Origin of the sequence: Enterobacter cloacae complex sp. S3, from assembly GCF_014930495.1 — a bacterium.
Classification (GTDB): Bacteria; Pseudomonadota; Gammaproteobacteria; order Enterobacterales; family Enterobacteriaceae; genus Enterobacter; species Enterobacter asburiae_B.
On record NZ_JADBRD010000018.1, the window covers coordinates 30015 to 49903 of the forward strand.

Here is a 19889-nt window from a genome sequence, read left to right on the forward strand (position 1 = left end):
CGCCTTCACAGGCGTCGAATCAGGTCAAAAGAGGGCTGAGCCCTGCTTTGATGGCCGCGTAGTATATCTGCTTATACCTTTACAAGAAAGGCTTTACGTCACCCACGCCTTCACGAATCACTTCCGGTGCATCTTCGGTTAAGTCGACCACGGTGGTCGGCTGCTGGCCGAGATAGCCGCCGTGAATAATCAGCTCGACCACCTTCTCCAGACGATCTTTGATCTCTTCCGGATCGGACTCGGTAAACTCGCTTCCGGGCAGCATCAGCGAGGTAGAAAGCATCGGTTCGCCGAGGGTTTCCAGCAGCGCCTGCGCAATCGGGTTCGACGGCACGCGCATGCCGATGGTTTTGCGTTTCTCCTGCAGCAGACGACGCGGTACTTCCTTCGTGCCCTTCAGGATGAAGGTGTAGTTGCCCGGCGTGTTGTTCTTAATCAGGCGAAACGCCACGTTATCAACATACGCATAGGTCGACAACTCAGAGAGATCGCGGCACATCAGGGTAAAGTTATGGCCGTCCGGCAGCTGGCGAATACGGCAAATGCGTTCCATTGCCCCTTTATCTTCAATTTTACAGCCCAGCGCGTAGCCTGAATCGGTCGGGTAGACAATCACGCCGCCTTTGCGGACGATCTCCACGGCCTGGTTGATCAGACGTGGCTGCGGGTTATCCGGATGGATATAGAAAAACTGACTCATACTTCCCTCTCTTCAATTTGCTGCGGCTGTTCCCAGAGCTGCCAGACCGGCTCAACGCCAGCGGGCAACCAGAGCTTGCGCCCCAGTTCGATCCACGCGCAGGGCTGATGGAAATCAGAGCCCTGTGACCCAAGCAGGCCGAACTGGCGGGCATAGGTCGCGAGCTGCGCGCGCTCGTTGGGCGCCTGCTGACACTGGGCGACTTCCATCGCCTCGCCACCGCATTCGGCAAAGTGTGCCAGCAGCCTTTTCAGCCATTTAGCAGAAAGATTATACCGCCCAGGATGGGCCAGCACGGCCTTACCGCCAGAATGATGAATCACATCAATAGCTTGTTTTATTGTACACCACTGTGGCGGAACGTATCCGGTTTTACCGCGCGCCAGATACTTTTTAAAGACGTCCGCCATGGTCGTCGCTTTGCCCGCGTCGACCAGAAAACGGGCGAAATGACCGCGGGTGACCGCCCCGCCGTTCGCCATCTTTTGCGCGCCTTCCAGCGCGCCCGGAATATGCGCCTTTTCCAGACGCTCGCCGATCATCTCTGCGCGCTGGTTGCGGCGCGTTTTTTGTTCTTGCAAAAATGCCGTAAGTGCCGGATGGTCTATATCGATATTCAGGCCAACAATATGAATCTCATGGTTTTCCCAGACGGTCGAGATCTCGACGCCGGACACCAGATTCAGCGCCAGCCCGCTGCGGGCGATCTCGGCGCGCGCCGCCGGAATGGCATCTGTCGTATCGTGATCGGTTATCGCCAGCGTGCCGACACGCATTTCAACGGCGCGATGAACCAGGGCTTCGGGTGTCAGCAGGCCATCAGAGGCCTGAGTATGGCTGTGTAAATCATAAATAATGGCGTAGGTGGTATCGCTCAAAGCACTTCCCATAACAGGTTGGAGACATCCGAAAACACCATGATACCGACTTAACGCGAAATTCTGAAATCAAGGGTTGACAACTTGCCATCGAACTAGTTAACTAGTACGCAAGTTCACACGAGAAAGGTATCTGAAAATGACAGCACATTTCACTCTGCACGGCTGGTGGCGCACTTCCTGATCTTCGGGCAGTGTCACGCGTCTGCGAAATGCAAACAGATACCCGCCCGCTACCCAGCGGGCTTTTTTTTGAACAAAATATGAGAACAACAACATGCAAACAGCCAAACCTCATCTCGAACTGCTGACCTGCGAGGCGGCCTATCGCCACAACCCGACCGCGCTGTTTCATCAGGTGTGCGGGGCACGTCCGGCAACGCTGCTGCTGGAATCGGCGGATATCGACAGCAAGGACGATCTCAAAAGCCTGCTGCTGGTCGATAGCGCGCTGCGCATTACCGCTTTAGGTGACACTGTCACCATCAAGGCATTATCAGACAATGGCGCATCGCTGCTGCCGCTGCTGGATGCCGCCCTGCCGTCAGGCATTGAAAATGAACGCCATCCAGAAATGCGCATTCTGCATTTCCCGCCGGTGAGCCAGCTGCTGGACGAAGACGCGCGCCTCTGCTCCCTGTCCGTTTTCGATGCCTTCCGCCTGCTGCAGAATCTGGTCACCGTGCCGGAAGACGAGCGTGAAGCGATGTTCTTCGGCGGGCTGTTTGCTTATGACCTGGTTGCCGGTTTTGAAGATTTGCCGGAAACCGAGCAGGGTAATCGCTGCCCGGACTATTGCTTCTATCTGGCTGAAACCCTGCTGGTGATCGATCACCAGAAGCAATACACCCGCATCCAGGCAAGCCTGTTCACGCCGTCTGCCGCTGAGAAAAAACGTCTCGAATACCGCATCGCTCAGCTGCAGCAGCAGATGACGGAAGCGCCGCCCGCGCTGCCGGTGCAGCGCGTGGAAAAAATGACCTGCGACGTTAACCAGACTGACGATCAGTACGGCGCCGTGGTTCGCCAGATGCAAAAAGCGATTCGCGCCGGGGAAATTTTCCAGGTCGTGCCGTCCCGTCGCTTCTCGCTGCCCTGCCCGTCGCCGCTCGCAGCCTACGACGTGCTGAAAAAGAGTAACCCAAGCCCGTACATGTTCTTCATGCAGGACAACGAATTCACGCTGTTCGGCGCCTCGCCGGAAAGCTCGCTGAAATACGACGCCACCAGCCGTCAGATTGAGATCTACCCGATTGCCGGAACCCGTCCGCGCGGGCGTCGCGCCGATGGCTCGCTTGACCGCGATCTGGACAGCCGCATCGAACTCGAAATGCGTACCGACCACAAAGAACTCTCCGAGCACCTGATGCTGGTTGACCTGGCGCGTAACGATCTGGCACGCATTTGTACTCCCGGCAGCCGCTACGTGGCGGACCTGACCAAAGTCGACCGCTATTCGTTCGTGATGCACCTGGTCTCCCGCGTGGTCGGCGAGCTGCGCCACGATCTCGACGTGCTGCACGCCTACCGCGCCTGCATGAACATGGGCACCCTGAGCGGCGCGCCGAAAGTCCGCGCCATGCAGCTGATTGCCGCCGCCGAAGGACGCCGTCGCGGCAGCTACGGCGGCGCGGTGGGTTACTTCACCGCGCACGGCGATCTCGACACCTGCATCGTAATCCGCTCCGCCTATGTCGAAGACGGTATCGCCACCGTCCAGGCGGGTGCCGGGATTGTTCTTGATTCTGTTCCGCAGTCTGAAGCTGACGAAACGCGCAGTAAAGCCCGTGCGGTCCTTCGCGCCATTGCTACCGCACACCATGCACAGGAGATTTTCTGATGGCTGACATTCTGCTGCTCGATAATATCGACTCCTTTACCTATAACCTGGCAGATCAGCTGCGTGCGAATGGCCACAACGTCGTTATCTACCGCAACCACGTTCCGGCGCAGACCCTGATTGACCGTCTGTCCACCATGCAAAACCCGGTGCTGATGCTATCCCCAGGGCCAGGCGCGCCGAGCGAAGCGGGCTGTATGCCGGAGCTGCTGACCCGCATGCGCGGCAAACTGCCGATCGTCGGCATCTGCCTCGGCCATCAGGCGATTGTTGAAGCCTATGGCGGCTACGTTGGCCAGGCGGGTGAGATCCTGCACGGTAAAGCGTCCAGCATTGAACATGACGGCCAGGCGATGTTTGCCGGGCTGCCGAACCCGCTCCCGGTCGCGCGCTATCACTCGCTGGTTGGCAGCAATATTCCCGCCGGGCTGACGATCAACGCCTCGTTTGAAGGCATGGTGATGGCAGTGCGCCACGACGCGGACCGGGTCTGCGGCCTGCAGTTCCACCCGGAATCAATCCTGACCTCCCATGGCGCCCGCCTGCTGGAGCAGACGCTCGACTGGGCGTTACAGAAGCTGGAGCAGACCAACACCCTGCAGCCGATTCTGGAAAAACTGTACCAGGCGCAGACCCTGAGCCAGCAGGAGAGCCATCAGCTCTTCTCCGCCGTGGTTCGCGGTGAGCTGAAGCCTGAGCAGCTTGCAGCCGCGCTGGTGAGCATGAAGGTGCGCGGTGAAAGCCCGCAGGAGATTGCCGGTGCCGCTACGGCCCTGCTGGAAAATGCCGCCCCGTTCCCGCGCCCGGACTATCAGTTTGCGGATATCGTCGGTACCGGCGGTGACGGCAGTAACAGCATCAATATCTCCACCGCCAGCGCCTTCGTGGCGGCGGCGTGCGGTTTGAAGGTCGCGAAGCACGGTAACCGCAGCGTGTCCAGCCGGTCAGGTTCTTCCGATCTGCTCGCCGCATTCGGTATTAACCTCGATATGAACGCCGAGCGTTCCCGCGAAGCGCTGGATGACCTGGGCGTCTGCTTCCTGTTTGCGCCGAAGTACCACACCGGTTTCCGCCACGCGATGCCGGTTCGTCAGCAGCTCAAAACCCGCACGCTGTTTAACGTGCTCGGCCCGCTGATCAACCCGGCCCACCCGCCGCTGGCGCTGATTGGCGTTTACAGCCCTGACTTGGTTCTGCCGATTGCCGAGACGCTGCGCGTGCTGGGCTATCAGCGTGCCGCCGTGGTGCACAGCGGCGGTATGGATGAGGTTTCTCTTCATGCGCCAACGCTGGTGGCCGAACTGCGCGACGGCGAAATCCTGAGCTATCAGCTGGACGCTGCCGACTTCGGCCTCGCGCCATACCATCAGGAAGCGCTGGCAGGCGGTACGCCGGAAGAAAACCGTGACATTCTCACGCGCTTATTACAAGGTAAAGGAGAGGTCGCCCATGAGGCCGCCGTTGCTGCCAACGTCGCCATGCTGATGCGTTTGCACGGTGAGGAAGACCTGAAGGCCAACGTTCAAAAAGTTCTGGATGTACTGCGCTCCGGTGCAGCTTACGATCGCGTTACCGCACTTGCGGCAAGAGGGTAAAGAATGCAGACCGTTTTAGCGAAAATCGTTGCCGATAAGGCCATCTGGGTGGAAGCCCGCAAGCAACAGCAGCCGCTTGCCAGTTTCCAGAATGACGTCGTCCCGAGCAGCCGTCGTTTCTATGACGCCCTGCGGGGTACGCGCACCGCGTTTATTCTTGAGTGCAAAAAAGCGTCCCCGTCCAAAGGCGTTATTCGTGACGATTTCGACCCGGCGCGTATTGCCGGCATTTATAAGCATCATGCTTCAGCCATCTCCGTGCTGACGGATGAGAAATATTTTCAGGGCAGCTTCGATTTTCTGCCGATCGTCAGCGGCATCGCGCCGCAGCCGATCCTGTGCAAAGACTTTATTATCGACCCGTATCAGATCTGGCTGGCGCGTTTTTACCAGGCCGACGCCTGCCTGCTGATGCTCTCAGTGCTCGACGACGAGCAGTATCGCCAGCTTTCCGCCGTGGCGCACAGCCTGAACATGGGCGTACTGACCGAAGTGAGCAACGAAGAGGAGCTGGAGCGCGCGATTGCGCTGGAAGCCAAAGTGGTCGGCATTAACAACCGCGATCTGCGTGACCTGTCCATTGACCTTAACCGTACCCGCCAGCTGGCGCCGCGTCTGGGGTCTGGCGTTACGGTGATCAGCGAATCCGGCATTAACAGCTACGCCCAGGTGCGCGAGCTGAGCCACTTCGCCAACGGATTCCTGATTGGCTCCGCCATGATGGAACATGACGATCTCAATGCGGCGGTACGTCGCGTGCTGCTGGGTGAAAACAAAGTCTGCGGCTTAACCCGCGAACAGGATGCCCAGGCCGCGTATGAAGCCGGGGCGATTTATGGCGGGCTGATCTTTGTGGATTCATCTCCTCGCGCGGTCAGCGAAGAGCGGGCGCGTAAGGTCATCGCAGCGGCTCCGCTCAGCTACGTGGGCGTTTTCCGCAACGCAGATATTGCAGACGTTGCGGCAAAAGCCGACGCGTTATCCCTCAGCGCGGTGCAGCTCCACGGCGATGAAGACCAGAGCTACATCGATGCCCTGCGCGCCGCGCTGGCACCACAGGTGCAAATCTGGAAAGCGCAAAGCGTTGGCGATACGTTGCCCTCGCGTAACCTGAACCATGTGGACAGATACGTCCTCGATAACGGCCAGGGCGGCACCGGCCAGCGTTTTGACTGGTCGCTGCTGAACGGCGAAAAGCTAGACAACGTCCTGCTGGCGGGCGGATTAAGCCCGGATAACTGCGTAGAAGCCGCTAAAACCGGCTGCGCAGGCCTCGATTTCAATTCAGGCGTAGAGTCCCAACCGGGTATCAAAGATGCCAGCAAGCTGGCCTCGGTTTTTAAAACTCTGCGTGCATATTAAGGAAGAGAAGATGACGACATTACTTAACCCGTATTTTGGTGAGTTCGGCGGGATGTACGTCCCGCAAATCCTGATGCCCGCGCTGCGCCAGCTGGAAGAAGCGTTTGTCAGCGCGCAGAAAGATCCGGCGTTTCAGGCGGAATTTACCGACCTGCTGAAAAATTACGCCGGTCGTCCGACCGCGCTGACCAAATGCCGCAACCTGACGGAAGGCACCAAAACCACGCTGTATCTGAAGCGTGAAGACCTGCTGCACGGCGGCGCGCATAAAACTAACCAGGTGCTGGGCCAGGCGCTGCTCGCGAAGCGTATGGGCAAAACCGAAATCATCGCCGAAACCGGTGCGGGTCAGCACGGCGTGGCCTCTGCGCTTGCCAGCGCCCTGCTCGGCCTGAAATGCCGCATCTATATGGGAGCGAAAGACGTTGAGCGTCAGTCTCCGAACGTCTTCCGTATGCGTCTGATGGGAGCAGAAGTGATCCCGGTGCACAGCGGCTCCGCGACGCTGAAAGACGCCTGTAACGAAGCGCTGCGCGACTGGTCTGGCAGCTATGAAACCGCACACTATATGCTCGGTACCGCGGCGGGCCCGCACCCGTTCCCGACTATCGTGCGCGAATTCCAGCGCATGATCGGTGAAGAGACCAAAGCGCAGATCCTCGAAAAAGAGGGTCGCCTGCCGGATGCGGTGATCGCCTGCGTTGGCGGCGGTTCTAACGCCATCGGCATGTTCGCAGACTTTATCGACGACACCAGCGTGGGCCTGATTGGCGTCGAGCCAGCCGGTCACGGCATTGAATCGGGCGAACACGGCGCGCCGCTGAAGCATGGCCGCGTGGGGATCTACTTCGGGATGAAATCCCCGATGATGCAAACCGATGAGGGCCAGATTGAAGAGTCTTACTCTATTTCTGCCGGCCTCGACTTCCCGTCCGTCGGGCCGCAGCATGCGTATCTGAACAGCACCGGCCGCGCGGACTATGTCTCCATTACCGATGACGAAGCGCTGGAAGCCTTTAAAACGCTGTGCCGCAGCGAAGGGATCATCCCGGCGCTGGAGTCTTCCCACGCGCTGGCGCACGCGCTGAAAATGATGAAAGAAAACCCGGAAAAAGAGCAGCTGCTGGTGGTGAACCTTTCCGGACGCGGTGACAAAGATATCTTCACCGTTCACGATATTCTGAAAGCACGAGGGGAAATCTGATGGAACGCTACGATAACGTATTTGCAGAGCTGAAATCCCGCCAGGAAGGCGCGTTCGTTCCCTTCGTCACCCTGGGCGATCCGGGCCCGGAACAGTCGCTGAAGATTATCGACACCCTGATTGAAGCCGGTGCTGACGCGCTGGAGCTGGGTATTCCGTTCTCCGATCCGCTGGCGGATGGCCCGACCATCCAGAATGCGACGCTGCGCGCATTCGCCTCCGGGGTGACGCCGACCCAGTGCTTCGAGATGCTGGCGGCGATTCGCCAGAAGCACCCGACCATTCCGATTGGCCTGCTGATGTACGCCAACCTGGTGTTCAACCGCGGTATCGATGAGTTTTACGCCGAGTGCGCCCGCGTGGGCGTCGACTCCGTTCTGGTGGCAGACGTGCCGGTCGAGGAATCTGCGCCATTCCGTCAGGCGGCCATGCGCCATAACGTCGCCCCGATTTTCATCTGCCCGCCGAACGCCGATGACGCCCTGCTGCGCCAGATTGCCTCTTACGGACGCGGCTATACCTACCTGCTCTCCCGCGCGGGCGTGACCGGTGCCGAGAATAAAGCCGCACTGCCGCTGCATCATCTGGTGGAGAAGCTGGCCGAGTACCATGCCGCGCCTCCGCTGCAGGGGTTCGGGATTTCCTCCCCGGATCAGGTCAGCGCAGCGATTGACGCGAAGGCGGCAGGTGCCATCTCCGGCTCCGCAATTGTGAAGATCATCGAGAAGAACGTGGACAAGCCAGAGCAGATGCTGGCCGAGCTAAAAGCGTTTGTGACCGCAATGAAAGCGGCGACGCGTAAAGCATAACCTCTCTACCGTCTGGCTTCCTGCCAGACGGTTACCCTTCCTTCCCCACCTTCTACAACGGATTACCTCAAAATTGATCCCGTCGATATTTTCGGCGTGAATGGCTTTCTATTCTGGCGTGCAAGCGTATGATCTGGACTCTTTTTTATCTTTAATCCTTCTGAGTTCAGAGGCTTATTCATGTCATGGCACGCCTTCAAACAGACTTACCTGGTTAAGTTCTGGTCACCTGTCCCGGCCGTTATCGCGGCAGGCATTCTCTCTACCTACTATTTCGGCATCACCGGCACCTTCTGGGCCGTGACCGGCGAGTTCACCCGCTGGGGTGGTCAGTTGCTACAGCTCGCTGGCGTGCATGCCGAAGAGTGGGGGTACTTTAAACTCATTCATCTGGACGGCACGCCGCTTACCCGCATCGACGGGATGATGATCATCGGCATGTTCGGCGGCTGTTTCGCGGCGGCGCTGTGGGCAAACAACGTTAAGTTGCGGATGCCCAAAAGCCGTATTCGAATAATGCAGGCGGTGGTCGGCGGTATCATTGCCGGGTTTGGCGCCCGTCTGGCGATGGGCTGTAACCTGGCCGCTTTCTTTACGGGTATTCCTCAGTTTTCGCTTCACGCCTGGTTCTTTGCAGTCGCCACGGCCATCGGCTCTTACTTCGGTGCCAAATTTACCCTGCTGCCGCTGTTCCGCATTCCGGTGAAAATGACAAAAGTCAGCGCAGCGTCTCCGTTAACCCAGAAGCCGGACCAGGCGCGTCGCCGTTTCCGCCTCGGTATGCTGGTCTTTTTGGCTATGGTCGCCTGGGCGCTTTGCACTGCGATGAATCAGCCCAAACTCGGCCTGGCGATGCTGTTCGGCGTGGGTTTTGGTCTGCTCATTGAACGCGCGCAGATCTGCTTTACCTCCGCGTTTCGCGATATGTGGATCACCGGCCGCACGATGATGGCAAAGGCGATTATCGCCGGGATGGCGGTCAGCGCCATCGGTATCTTCAGCTATGTTCAGCTGGGCGTTGAACCGAAAATCATGTGGGCTGGCCCTAACGCGGTGATTGGCGGCCTGCTGTTTGGCTTCGGGATTGTGCTGGCTGGCGGGTGTGAAACCGGCTGGATGTACCGCGCCGTTGAAGGTCAGGTGCATTACTGGTGGGTGGGCCTGGGAAATGTTATCGGCTCGACGATCCTGGCGTACTTCTGGGACGATCTGTCCCCGGCGCTTGCCACGAACTGGGACAAGGTCAACCTGCTGAGCACCTTCGGCCCTCTCGGCGGCCTGCTGGTCACCTATGCCCTGCTGCTGGTCGCTTTTTTACTGGTTGTCGCGCAGGAGAAACGCTTCTTCCGTCGCGCGAGTGTTAAAACAGAAACCCAGGAGAATGCTGCATGAAAGAGATCGTGCCCGATTACCGTCTGGATATGGTTGGTGAACCCTGCCCTTATCCGGCTGTTGCCACGCTTGAAGCCCTACCGCAGCTCAAAAAAGGGGAAATTCTGGAAGTGGTCAGCGACTGTCCGCAGTCCATCAACAACATTCCGCTGGATGCGAAAAACCACGGCTACACGGTGCTGGATATCCAGCAGGATGGCCCGACCATTCGGTATTTGATTCAGAAGTGATCGCTAAGGGCCTCGTAAGGGGCCTTTATCCTATTGAATTATAGGACATCTTGATCCACGGCAAAAACGCAATTTTTGACTTAAGTAAAATCTCATTTCCCTTTTGAAGGAGGTTTTCGCGGTTTGATGTATTTACGAGCTTTACTGGTTTTCGCCTTATTGATTCCCTTCCATGCGCTGTCCCTGAATTTCTCTTCAACCTTCCTGCGCCTTAATTGTCCGCAAAGAGGACTTGTCGAGATCATTCTGCACGTTTATGACCATACCCAGGAACGATGGCAAGGTCATTTTGAAACCGGTGCGGGACATAAACGTGCGGGAGATACCGAAATTATCCCGTTTGCCAACGGCGATATTCTTTTCCATTCCCTGTCCAGCGACGCTTTCAGCTATTTATACGATGGGGAAAAGATCCTGAGGCACTGCGTAAAGCTTGATGAGCGGCCGGTTTATCCGTCGTTTTGAAGTGAGCAAAGCAAACTGGCCACCCTGTGGCCAGTTTGACGGGGGATCAGAAACGATAACCCGCAGAGAACATAAACACCCACGGATCCAGGCGAGTATTGATACTTTGCTGCTGACCGCCCGCCTTGAAGCGTACGTCCGTATCAATATCCATGTACCAGACCGAGGCGTTAATCAGCCAGTCGCGGTTAATCAGATAGTCCAGACCGACCTGCCCCGCCATACCCCATGAATCTTTCAGGCTAAGGTCAGTCAGACCGGCCTCTTTACCGGTATCGTTAAACTTCTCGTCAAAGAAGGTGGTGTAGTTCACACCGGCGCCAATATAAGGACGCACCTTGCTGCTGGCATCGCCAAAGTACCATTGCGCCATCAGCGTTGGCGGTAAATGGTGAACCGTAGCGATATCACCGGTTGCGCCCAGGCCCACGCGATGACGGAACGGCGTTGCAGCCAGAAGCTCAACACCAACGTTTTCCGTCGCCATATAGGTGAACGTTAACCCTAACTGGGTGTTATTACTGACGTTAAAACCGCCCATACCCAGCACGTTATCCGATCCTTCAGTCGGGCGAACCGTAGCCGAACCGGCACGAATAAAGAATTCGCCTGCTTCATGCGCATACGCGCCGCCAGAGAGACTGCTTAATACAAGGGCTGCCACCGCTAATTTTTTCATATCCGCTCCATCGTTGTGGTTTTAATCGCGGATGAGAATATACTCACAAATGAGTAATAAGTGATCTGCTACAGATCACATTAAAACCAGTAACTTAACATTCATTGATCTGGATTAATTTTTTGTTACGCGTCCAAAAGCGATAAGTTGTTTCCATGTCAATTTTTTGGCATTTCACGGTTACAAAATTTTCCCTTTTTCCCCTCTTGCTCTTCCTCTGACGGCTGGATAATTTATCGCTCTCACAAGTTGATTTGATGCGTTCTTCTTTTGCAGGTGTGCCATGAGTGACATTAACCCGTGCATGACGTGCGGAGCCTGTTGTGCGTATTTTCGAGTCTCTTTCTACTGGGCCGAAGCCAGCGATGGCGGCGGTACCGTTCCGGTTCATCTTACTGAGCCGTTAACGCCCTTTCTGCGCTGCATGAGCGGCACAAACCAAAAGCAGGCCCGCTGCGTAGCGCTACAGGGTGAGCCAGGGGTCTCTACCCGATGTTCCATTTATGAGGATCGGCCCAGCCCGTGCCGGGAATTTGCCATGTCGAGGGAAGATGGGCAGGTCAACGAAGCCTGCAATCGCGCCCGGGCGCGCGTTGGATTACCGCCGCTTTACAAAGATATGCTTTTCCATACAAGCCTTGATGCTGCCACAGCAGGTGCATCCGGTGTACAATTGCCGGCTAATTAACACCTGCAATACTCAAGGAGAGTGCATGTCTATCACGGCGAAGTCTGTCTACCGTGACACGGGAAACTTTTTCCGCAATCAGTTCATAACCTTTTTACTGATCGCGTTGCTATGTGCCTTTATCACGGTGGTGCTGGGCCATGCCTTCTCACCGAGTGAAGAACAGATTGCCAGCCTGAGTCAGGGCGACCACCTTGCCGGAAGCGTGGGGCTATTTGAACTGGTGCAAAACATGACGCCGGAACAGCAGCAAATTCTGCTGCGGGCGTCTGCCGCATCCACGTTCTCAGGCCTGATTGGTAATGCGGTTCTGGCGGGCGGCGTTTTGCTGATGATTCAGCTGGTATCGGCGGGTCACCGGGTCAGCGCCTTACGGGCGATTGGTGCCAGTGCGCCAGTCTTACCTAAACTGTTTATCCTGATCTTTTTAACCACCCTGCTGGTGCAAATGGGGATTATGCTGGTCGTGGTGCCGGGCGTATTACTGGCTATCGTGCTTTCATTTGCGCCTGTGATGGTCGTGCAAGATAAGATGGGGATTTTTACCGCGATGCGCAGCAGCATCAGACTGGCATGGGCGAATATGCGTCTGGTGGCTCCCGCCGTGATCGGCTGGCTGCTCGCCAAAACGCTCCTGCTGTTGTTTGCACCGAATTTTGCGGTATTAACGCCAAATGTTGGTGCGGTAGTGGCGAATACGCTGAGCAATCTGATTTCAGCGGTACTGCTGGTCTATCTGTTCCGCCTGTATATGTTAATTCGTCAGTAATCCTGAGGCGGGTGGCATCGCTGCCTCCCGCCCCGCTCAGAAGATGGAATCACAGAATGAAGCAGTTTCTTGATTTTTTACCGCTCGTGGTCTTTTTTGCTTTTTATAAGCTGTACGATATTTATGCCGCGACCACTGCGCTGATCGTTGCAACGGCTGTTGTTCTGATCTACAGCTGGGTGCGCTATCGCAAAGTCGAAAAGATGGCGCTGATAACGTTCGTCCTGGTCGCCGTATTCGGCGGGCTGACTCTGTTCTTCCACAATGATGAATTTATTAAGTGGAAAGTGACCGTTATTTACGCGCTGTTTGCGGGCGCATTGTTAATTAGCCAGTGGGTCATGAAAAAGCCGCTGATCCAGCGCATGCTGGGCAAAGAGCTGACGCTGCCTCAGGAAGTCTGGTCCCGTCTGAATATCGCCTGGGCGGTCTTCTTTATTCTCTGTGGTCTTGCCAATATCTATATTGCCTTCTGGCTGCCGCAGAATATCTGGGTCAACTTTAAGGTCTTCGGCCTGACCGCGCTGACGCTTATCTTCACGCTGTTAAGCGGCGTATACATCTATCGCCACATGCCGCAGGACGACAAGCACTGATTAACGACTGACCAGAACGTCTACGACAGGCGTTCTGGTCTATTCTCTCCGCTGTGAAATCATAGTAGCATCCCGCCTGAAGTCTTCCGTTACGAGTTAAAACAATGACAACAACTAACGCCCCGCAGGGCGAACTGGTTTTACGCACACTGGCAATGCCCGCTGACACCAATGCCAATGGCGATATTTTTGGCGGCTGGCTGATGTCGCAGATGGATATGGGCGGCGCAATTCTGGCAAAAGAGATTGCCCACGGGCGCGTGGTGACTGTGCGAGTGGACGGCATGACCTTCCTGCGCCCGGTTGCGGTGGGAGATGTGGTTTGCTGCTACGCGCGCTGCGTCAAACGCGGCAACACCTCTATTTCAATCAACATCGAAGTATGGGTTAAGAAAGTCTCTTCTGAACCCATTGGACAGCGTTATAAGGCCACTGAAGCGCTGTTTATTTATGTTGCAGTGGATAGCGAGGGAAAACCTCGTCAACTTCCGCAGGCCTGATTGACAGGCAAAAAAAAGCCTCCATCAGGAGGCTTTTTTTATTCCATCTGCGCCCCGCCGTTCAGGCGGAAAACAATATTCACAATCAGTCCGCTGCCCGGTTTTCCGGCTTCATAGCGCCATCTGCGCATCGCCGATTTCACTTCGCGCTCAAACATATTGGAAGGCTGAGCGGACAAGATTTCCACGTTATCCACGCGGCCATCTGCAGTGACGTCAAATTTAACCCGTACGCGGCCTTCAATACGTAAGGCCTGCGCTCGCGCCGGATACTGAGGTTGGTTGCGACTCAGCGCGCGCGGGCCCGCAGGGGCACTGACTGTCGGCTTAGGCGCGGTTGCGGTGTTATTCATCACCGGACGCGAAGGCGCCGCATTCTCGACCGTCTGGGTCGCACGTAGTTCAACCGGACGTTCCTCGCGTTTCGGACGCTCCTCGACCTTCTTCACCGGTTTTGGCTTCGGCTTAGGTTTTGGCTTCGGTTCAGGCTTGTGGATCACCACCGGCGCTTCCTTCGGTGGCGGCGGTACAGGCTCGGGCTCTGGCTCAGGTTCAGCCACCGGCTGCGGTGGCGGAGGTGCAGCCTGCGGCGGTTCGAGATCCGCTGGCGATACCATCGTCACCGAAATCGGCTGCGCGGGCGCGGGCATTTCAATAACCTGATGAACCGAGGTATACAGCAAACCCGCCACAACAGCACCGTGAATCACGACAGAAAGCAGCGTCGGCCAGGGGAAGCGGCGAGGTAAATCAAGGGTCATCGAAGTCATAATCATCAACGTTAAAAAACCGAACACTGATTTTAAATGCAAATAGCAATCATATTCAATAAGACACTTTGTTCTGGCGCAACTTTAGCGCATGAGAGGCCAAAAAAGGCGCATTCAGATCAGGGTATTAACATTGTTTTTATTTTACATTGCAGTCGTTTGCCCTTTCACATAACGTAACTGACACTTTTACCGGTTAAGGAGCTTCGCCGTGTTTTACGTGATTTACTCTGAAGATGTTGCTGATTCGCTCGAAAAACGCCAGGCTGTGCGCCCTGCGCATCTGGCACGTTTGCAGCTGCTCCAGGATGAAGGCCGTTTACTGACCGCCGGCCCAATGCCTGCAGTAGACAGCAACGATCCTGGCGCCGCCGGTTTTGCCGGTTCCACAGTGATTGCTGAGTTTGAATCTCAGGAAAGCGCTCAGGCTTGGGCTGACGCAGATCCGTATGTTGCCGCAGGTGTGTATGCGAAAGTGACGGTTCGACCGTATAAGAAAGTGTTCTGAAACCAAAGCGGCTCCGAAAGGAGCCTTTTTTATGGTGGAAGTTACGCGTCTCTGCGCCGGGTAAACTGCTGCTCCGTTATAAGGGTTCCCCACTGATCGCCCTCCCACTCTTTAACGAGCGTAAATCCAAACGATTCGTATAAACGTCGTGCGGCGGTCAGCTTATTGAATGTCCAGAGATGCACGGCAGAGAAACCTACGCTGTCGCAAAAGCGCATCGCTTCGGTCAGCAGTTTTTTCCCCACCCCGTGTCCCCGGCAGCCATCGTCGAGAATAAACCAGCGCAGATGGGCTTCACCCGGGGCTAAATCCTCGCCATCTATCGCCACTGACCCCACTATCCTGCTGTTCATCACCGCCAGCCAGATCTGGTTGCATGGCTTATCCAGGCGGTCACTAAATTCTGCAACCCCTGCGGCCACTTTGGCCTCAAAAAAACGGCCAAAATGATGCTCGCGCGCGTAATAGACCCCGTGCATCTCCGCGACACGGCCAATCATGCCGGGAATATATCCCTGCACTATCGTGAGCTCGTCGGGGCGCGTGTCGCTGCCTGTCTCACGGCACGCCAGCAGCGCGTTGGCATAAAGGGAAAGTCCCTGAGAAATGGTCTGCTGCTGCGCAGGAGCCAGACTCTTTATTGCTGAGACCACGCGCTCATTGCTAAAGGTATTAATTTTACTGACCGTCTCATGACCTTTCGCGGTCAGCCTGAGACTCTTCGCTCTCGCATCTTCAGGTGAAGTAACTTCCTCGAGTTCGCCCGCGGCAATCAGGCGAGCCAGCATCCGGCTGACGCTGGATTTATCCAGGCCCAGCAGCTGCACCAGCTGACTCGCCGTCATCTCTTTGCGTAGGGCTATTTCGACCAGGGTATGGACGGCCGAAGGTGAGTAATTCGTTGAGGCCAGGGTCGAGGCCATAAAACCTAACTCTCGCACCATAAGGCGCGAGGAACGTCGAATAACACTGACTACCGGGGTTTCGCTGTGCATGTTGTGCCCTCATCATTAAGTTGCACTATACAACTAATGGATGAGGGGTTGTCAAACATAATAAAAAAGGCTCCCGTAGGAGCCTTTTAAACCATCAATGCAGCGACGCTAGCCTCGCCGCAAACCCGACAAACAGCAGCCCTATCAGCCCGTTTCCCAGCTTTGCCAGTTTCTTTTTCGTTTTCAGATAACGCGTGACAAACGCGCCTGAGAAGATCAGGAAGCTCATGTACATAAAGCTTATCAACTCCAGCGTCGTCGCGAGGATCAGGAAAGAAGTGCCGGTGCTCTGCGCATTCACGTCAATGAACTGAACGAAGAACGATACGTAGAACAGAATCGCTTTGGGATTGGTCAGGCTTAATACCAGCGAACGTTTCATGATCATACTGGCCGGTTCGGGGCCGCTCTCATTCGCATTTTTCTGGCGGTTCACCACTGACCAGAGCATTTTGCCGCCCAGCCAGAGCAGATAGAAGGCCCCGAGATAGCGCACGATATTAAACAGTACCGGCGTGGTCTGGATTAATGCCGCGACGCCCGCCCAGGCCAGAAACATCAGAACCGCATCGCCGATAAACACGCCCGTGGCGGCAAGATACCCTTTTTTAACGCCGTGACCGATCCCGGTTTTCAGCACAAACAGGGTATTCGGCCCAGGCACCAGCACGATAAAAAACGCGCCGACAACATACGTCCAGAAATTCAGTACGCCAAACTCCGCAAACACTTCTCCCTCCTTTTGCTAAACACAACAGGAATATCGCTGCAAATACGCTATTCCCCAAGAAAATCAGACGCTATAAAATCAGCGGGCACCGGTTACGGTGCCCTCATGGTTTCAGATATCCTGGACTGCGAACAGCAACGCATTGCGGTGCCTGGTCAATCCACATTTTCTGATGGCGTGAATACGCATATTGCGGCGGGATTGTGCTTCCAGCCAACGAGCCTTGCGACGACTCACCTGTCGCAACATGCGCCAGCGCCCTACTTCTGTTCTACTGCGCTTCATGTCTACAACTCTTTCTCTAACACTTTTTCTCTAAAAGAAAGGCCATTATAAACCCAACCCGGCGGCAAACCAGCGCTTTTACCTGGCGTTTTTATTTGCCAGATGAATCCTGATGCGTACACTCATAACAATACGCTTTCAAAAGGATTTTTTTACCTATGACAACCTTCTACACCGTGGTGAGTTGGCTGGTCATTTTGGGATACTGGCTGTTAATCGCGGGTGTGACATTACGCATCCTGATGAAGCGCAGAGCCGTACCCTCTGCCATGGCCTGGCTTCTGATCATTTATATCCTCCCGCTGGTGGGAATTATTGCCTATCTCTCTTTCGGTGAACTTCATCTGGGTAAACGCCGCGCCGAGCGCGCCCGTGCCATGTGGCCCTCCACAGCGAAGTGGCTGAACGATCTTAAGGCCTGCAAACATATTTTTGCCGAGGAGAACAGCAGCGTCGCCTCCTCACTGTTTAAGCTCTGCGAGCGCCGTCAGGGGATTGGCGGCGTTAAGGGCAATCAACTGCAGCTGCTGACCTCGTCCGACGACGTCATGCAGGCGTTAATCCGCGATATTCAGCTGGCTCGTCATAATATCGAGATGGTTTTTTATATCTGGCAGCCCGGAGGGATGGCTGACCAGGTCGCTGAATCGCTGATGGCCGCCGCACGGCGCGGCATTCATTGCCGCCTGATGCTTGACTCCGCGGGTAGCGTGGCATTTTTCCGTAGCCCCTGGGCGGGCATGATGCGTAATGCCGGGATCGAAGTGGTTGAAGCGCTGAAGGTGAATCTCCTGCGCGTGTTTCTGCGCAGGATGGATCTCCGTCAGCATCGCAAAATGATCATGATCGATAACTATATTGCCTATACCGGCAGTATGAATATGGTTGACCCGCGCTTCTTCAAACAGGACTCGGGCGTAGGTCAATGGGTTGATTTGATGGCGCGAATGGAGGGTCCGATTGCCACCTCGATGGGCATCGTTTATTCCTGCGACTGGGAAATAGAGACCGGCAAGCGTATCCTGCCGCCACCGCCGGACGGCAATATTATGCCGTTTGAAGAGGCGAGCGGTCACACCATTCATACTATTGCTTCCGGGCCGGGCTTCCCGGAAGACTTAATCCATCAGGCGTTGCTGACGGCAACCTACTCGGCGCGTGAATATCTGATCATGACGACGCCCTACTTTGTCCCCAGCGACGACCTCCTGCACGCGATCTGTACCGCCGCGCAGCGCGGTGTCGATGTGAGCATCATTTTGCCACGCAAAAATGACTCCCTACTGGTGGGCTGGGCCAGCCGGGCATTCTTTAGCGAACTGCTGGCCGCAGGGGTAAAAATTTATCAGTTTGAAGGCGGATTGCTCCACACCAAGAGCGTTCTCGTCGACGGTGAGCTGAGCCTGGTGGGCACGGTCAACCTGGATATGCGCAGCCTGTGGCTTAACTTTGAAATCACGCTGGTCATTGATGATGCCGGCTTTGGCGGCGATCTCGCGGCGGTGCAGGATGATTATATCTCCCGCTCGCGGCTACTGGATGCCAGACTGTGGGTAAAACGTCCGCTGTGGCAGAGAATTGCCGAACGACTGTTTTACTTCTTTAGTCCGTTGCTGTAAAACGTGCCCAACGATGTTAAACAGGTAGTCATCATGGAAATGGATCTGAACAATCGCCTGACCGAAGACGAAACGCTCGAGCAGGCCTATGACATTTTTCTCGAACTGGCGGTTGATAACCTCGATCCCGCAGACGTGATCCTCTTTAATCTGCAGTTCGAAGAGCGCGGCGGCGCCGAATTGTTCGACCCTTCAGAAGACTGGGCTGAGCATGTTGATTTCGACCTGAATCCTGACTTCTTTGCCGAAGTGGTGATTGGGCTGGCCGATGAAGACGGCGGCGAAATTAACGATATTTTCGCCCGCGTCCTGCTCTGTCGCGAGAAAGACCACAAGCTGTGCCATATTCTCTGGCGCGAATAATAAAAAAGGCTGCGATTGCAGCCTTTTTTATTTACTCCGGTAATTCACTGCCGCAGCGGTGACAAAACCGCGCGTCGTGTTCATGTTCGCCCTGCTGGCAATGAGGACATTTGCGCTGTTGCTTGCGGCTCTGAAACGCGCTGCTCATGTGTGTGGTAATAAGTCCCGTCGGGATCGCAATCACCGAATAGCCAATCAAAATCAGCACTGACGCCACGATGCGCCCCACTGGCGTGTGGGGCGTAATATCTCCGTAGCCCACGGTGGTGACGGTCACAATGGCCCAGTAGACGGATGCATTGAGCGTCGTAAAGCCATATTTGGGCCCTTCTATTAAATACATCAGCGCGCCAAAAACAATCATAACGATGGCAATAAACGAGTAGAACAAAATAAGCTGATGGCGGGCGCTGACGATCGCACTCCAGAACACGCGTAATGACGGCATAAAACGCAGTAACTTCAGAATACGTAATACCCGAATCACGCGCATCGCGCGCCAGGCAAAGACATAGCTCAGGCTAATCTCCGGCCAAAGCCACATGACATAGAGCGGCAGGATGGTGGCTAAATCGATAAATCCCCAGAAGCTGAAAACATATCTGGCCGGGTTGGGCCAGGCTATTACCCGGAGGAGATATTCAGCGGTAAAAACCAGGGTAATCGCCAGCTCAAGCCAGACAAAGATATGCCATTCGTCAAACGTCAGGTGGTATTGCGTCCCGGCACCCGATTCAATAAAGATGACTACCACGCTGAGGAGCGCAAATAAACCGCACAGACCTTCAAAGCGTCGCCCTGAAACCGTTTCAGGGTCGAATAAAAAATGATATAGCCGCCGACGGGCTGACGTGAATATACGCGACACAGTTACCTCGCAAAAAATAAGGGCTGACATCATGTCAGCCCTTG

25 protein-coding genes and 1 other annotated feature are annotated in these 19889 nt (G+C 55.7%); of the genes, 16 read left to right on the top strand and 9 right to left on the bottom strand.

Annotated features, from left to right (window positions below):
* Window positions 1-79 precede the first annotated feature (79 nt).
* Window positions 80-700: an L-threonylcarbamoyladenylate synthase gene (locus tag IM317_RS10300; protein ID WP_003856793.1), complete on the bottom strand. Its 621-nt coding sequence runs from the start codon at window positions 698-700 to the stop codon at window positions 80-82.
* Entirely contained in the window at window positions 697-1578 is an 882-nt protein-coding gene (rnm, locus tag IM317_RS10305; RefSeq protein WP_032656720.1) for an RNase AM, read from the bottom strand. The genes IM317_RS10300 and rnm overlap by 4 nt, the downstream gene beginning before the upstream one ends.
* 139 nt (window positions 1579-1717) lie before the next feature.
* Between rnm and trpL the strand changes: the two genes are divergently transcribed.
* The 9 genes from trpL to IM317_RS10350 all read left to right on the top strand — a co-directional run bounded on the left by trpL (window position 1718) and on the right by IM317_RS10350 (window position 10475).
* Window positions 1718-1762 carry a trp operon leader peptide gene (gene trpL, locus IM317_RS24250; protein WP_106993556.1) on the top strand — a complete coding sequence of 15 codons (45 nt, stop codon included), beginning with the start codon at window positions 1718-1720 and terminating at the stop codon, window positions 1760-1762.
* Window positions 1739-1832: a sequence feature (Trp leader region), on the top strand. Its footprint overlaps the gene before it by 24 nt.
* A 23-nt stretch (window positions 1833-1855) precedes the next feature.
* Window positions 1856-3418 carry an anthranilate synthase component 1 gene (locus IM317_RS10315; protein WP_033145745.1) on the top strand — a complete coding sequence of 521 codons (1563 nt, stop codon included), beginning with the start codon at window positions 1856-1858 and terminating at the stop codon, window positions 3416-3418.
* The gene (gene trpD / locus IM317_RS10320) at window positions 3418-5013 is read left to right on the top strand and encodes a bifunctional anthranilate synthase glutamate amidotransferase component TrpG/anthranilate phosphoribosyltransferase TrpD (protein WP_033145746.1); all 1596 of its coding nucleotides are present in this window, start codon (window positions 3418-3420) and stop codon (window positions 5011-5013) included. Before IM317_RS10315 ends, trpD begins: the two co-directional genes overlap by 1 nt.
* Window positions 5014-5016: 3 nt before the next feature.
* Window positions 5017-6375: a bifunctional indole-3-glycerol-phosphate synthase TrpC/phosphoribosylanthranilate isomerase TrpF gene (trpCF, locus tag IM317_RS10325; RefSeq protein ID WP_033145747.1), complete on the top strand. Its 1359-nt coding sequence runs from the start codon at window positions 5017-5019 to the stop codon at window positions 6373-6375.
* A 10-nt stretch (window positions 6376-6385) separates the two neighbouring features.
* The gene (trpB, locus tag IM317_RS10330; protein ID WP_023312081.1) at window positions 6386-7579 is read left to right on the top strand and encodes a tryptophan synthase subunit beta; all 1194 of its coding nucleotides are present in this window, start codon (window positions 6386-6388) and stop codon (window positions 7577-7579) included.
* Window positions 7579-8388 carry a tryptophan synthase subunit alpha gene (gene trpA / locus IM317_RS10335; RefSeq protein WP_033145748.1) on the top strand — a complete coding sequence of 270 codons (810 nt, stop codon included), beginning with the start codon at window positions 7579-7581 and terminating at the stop codon, window positions 8386-8388. Before trpB ends, trpA begins: the two co-directional genes overlap by 1 nt.
* A gap of 180 nt (window positions 8389-8568) precedes the next feature.
* Complete coding sequence (yedE, locus tag IM317_RS10340; RefSeq protein WP_033145749.1) at window positions 8569-9780, top strand: selenium metabolism membrane protein YedE/FdhT; 1212 nt, start codon at window positions 8569-8571, stop codon at window positions 9778-9780.
* The gene (yedF, locus tag IM317_RS10345) at window positions 9777-10010 is read left to right on the top strand and encodes a sulfurtransferase-like selenium metabolism protein YedF (RefSeq protein ID WP_003856774.1); all 234 of its coding nucleotides are present in this window, start codon (window positions 9777-9779) and stop codon (window positions 10008-10010) included. Before yedE ends, yedF begins: the two co-directional genes overlap by 4 nt.
* A gap of 126 nt (window positions 10011-10136) precedes the next feature.
* Window positions 10137-10475 carry a hypothetical protein gene (locus IM317_RS10350; protein ID WP_033145750.1) on the top strand — a complete coding sequence of 113 codons (339 nt, stop codon included), beginning with the start codon at window positions 10137-10139 and terminating at the stop codon, window positions 10473-10475.
* 46 nt (window positions 10476-10521) lie between these two features.
* Here the strand turns inward: IM317_RS10350 and ompW are convergent, their stop codons facing one another.
* Both ompW and IM317_RS10360 read right to left on the bottom strand, forming a co-directional pair.
* Complete coding sequence (ompW, locus tag IM317_RS10355) at window positions 10522-11154, bottom strand: outer membrane protein OmpW (RefSeq protein WP_023312086.1); 633 nt, start codon at window positions 11152-11154, stop codon at window positions 10522-10524.
* A 94-nt stretch (window positions 11155-11248) separates the two neighbouring features.
* Window positions 11249-11545, bottom strand: a complete 297-nt coding sequence (locus IM317_RS10360; RefSeq protein ID WP_172421278.1) for a hypothetical protein — start codon at window positions 11543-11545, stop codon at window positions 11249-11251.
* Here IM317_RS10360 and IM317_RS10365 point away from each other — a divergent pair.
* From IM317_RS10365 to yciA, 4 genes are all read left to right on the top strand, one after another.
* Window positions 11438-11842 carry a YkgJ family cysteine cluster protein gene (locus tag IM317_RS10365; RefSeq protein WP_033145751.1) on the top strand — a complete coding sequence of 135 codons (405 nt, stop codon included), beginning with the start codon at window positions 11438-11440 and terminating at the stop codon, window positions 11840-11842. The two genes, IM317_RS10360 and IM317_RS10365, sit on opposite strands and share 108 nt — an antisense overlap.
* 25 nt (window positions 11843-11867) lie before the next feature.
* Window positions 11868-12611, top strand: a complete 744-nt coding sequence (locus IM317_RS10370) for a YciC family protein (protein ID WP_033145752.1) — start codon at window positions 11868-11870, stop codon at window positions 12609-12611.
* 56 nt (window positions 12612-12667) lie between these two features.
* Window positions 12668-13207 carry a septation protein A gene (locus IM317_RS10375; protein WP_023312088.1) on the top strand — a complete coding sequence of 180 codons (540 nt, stop codon included), beginning with the start codon at window positions 12668-12670 and terminating at the stop codon, window positions 13205-13207.
* A 104-nt stretch (window positions 13208-13311) separates the two neighbouring features.
* Complete coding sequence (gene yciA / locus IM317_RS10380; RefSeq protein WP_008502796.1) at window positions 13312-13707, top strand: acyl-CoA thioester hydrolase YciA; 396 nt, start codon at window positions 13312-13314, stop codon at window positions 13705-13707.
* Window positions 13708-13745: 38 nt separating this feature from the next.
* On the opposite strand, the gene tonB is transcribed toward yciA, so the two are convergent.
* Window positions 13746-14468, bottom strand: a complete 723-nt coding sequence (gene tonB / locus IM317_RS10385; protein ID WP_033145753.1) for a TonB system transport protein TonB — start codon at window positions 14466-14468, stop codon at window positions 13746-13748.
* A 220-nt stretch (window positions 14469-14688) separates the two neighbouring features.
* Here tonB and IM317_RS10390 point away from each other — a divergent pair, with 220 nt between their 5' ends.
* Window positions 14689-14985: a YciI family protein gene (locus IM317_RS10390; protein ID WP_029741731.1), complete on the top strand. Its 297-nt coding sequence runs from the start codon at window positions 14689-14691 to the stop codon at window positions 14983-14985.
* Window positions 14986-15026: 41 nt separating this feature from the next.
* On the opposite strand, the gene IM317_RS10395 is transcribed toward IM317_RS10390, so the two are convergent.
* The 3 genes from IM317_RS10395 to IM317_RS10405 form a co-directional block, all read right to left on the bottom strand.
* Window positions 15027-15980 carry a helix-turn-helix domain-containing GNAT family N-acetyltransferase gene (locus IM317_RS10395; RefSeq protein ID WP_033145754.1) on the bottom strand — a complete coding sequence of 318 codons (954 nt, stop codon included), beginning with the start codon at window positions 15978-15980 and terminating at the stop codon, window positions 15027-15029.
* A gap of 94 nt (window positions 15981-16074) precedes the next feature.
* Window positions 16075-16710, bottom strand: a complete 636-nt coding sequence (gene leuE / locus IM317_RS10400; RefSeq protein ID WP_033145755.1) for a leucine efflux protein LeuE — start codon at window positions 16708-16710, stop codon at window positions 16075-16077.
* A 111-nt stretch (window positions 16711-16821) separates the two neighbouring features.
* Window positions 16822-16995, bottom strand: coding sequence for a YciY family protein (locus IM317_RS10405; protein WP_086379783.1), 174 nt, complete (start codon window positions 16993-16995; stop codon window positions 16822-16824).
* Window positions 16996-17153: 158 nt separating this feature from the next.
* Between IM317_RS10405 and cls the strand changes: the two genes are divergently transcribed.
* The gene (gene cls / locus IM317_RS10410) at window positions 17154-18614 is read left to right on the top strand and encodes a cardiolipin synthase (RefSeq protein ID WP_008502791.1); all 1461 of its coding nucleotides are present in this window, start codon (window positions 17154-17156) and stop codon (window positions 18612-18614) included.
* Window positions 18615-18647: 33 nt separating this feature from the next.
* A complete protein-coding gene (locus tag IM317_RS10415) occupies window positions 18648-18977 on the top strand; it encodes an HI1450 family dsDNA-mimic protein (RefSeq protein WP_006810881.1) in 330 nt (109 codons plus the stop codon).
* Window positions 18978-19008: 31 nt separating this feature from the next.
* Here IM317_RS10415 and IM317_RS10420 read toward each other — a convergent pair whose 3' ends face one another.
* On the bottom strand, window positions 19009-19878 hold the full coding sequence (locus tag IM317_RS10420; protein ID WP_033145756.1) for an ion transporter: 870 nt from the start codon (window positions 19876-19878) through the stop codon (window positions 19009-19011).
* Between the last annotated feature and the right edge of the window lie 11 nt (window positions 19879-19889).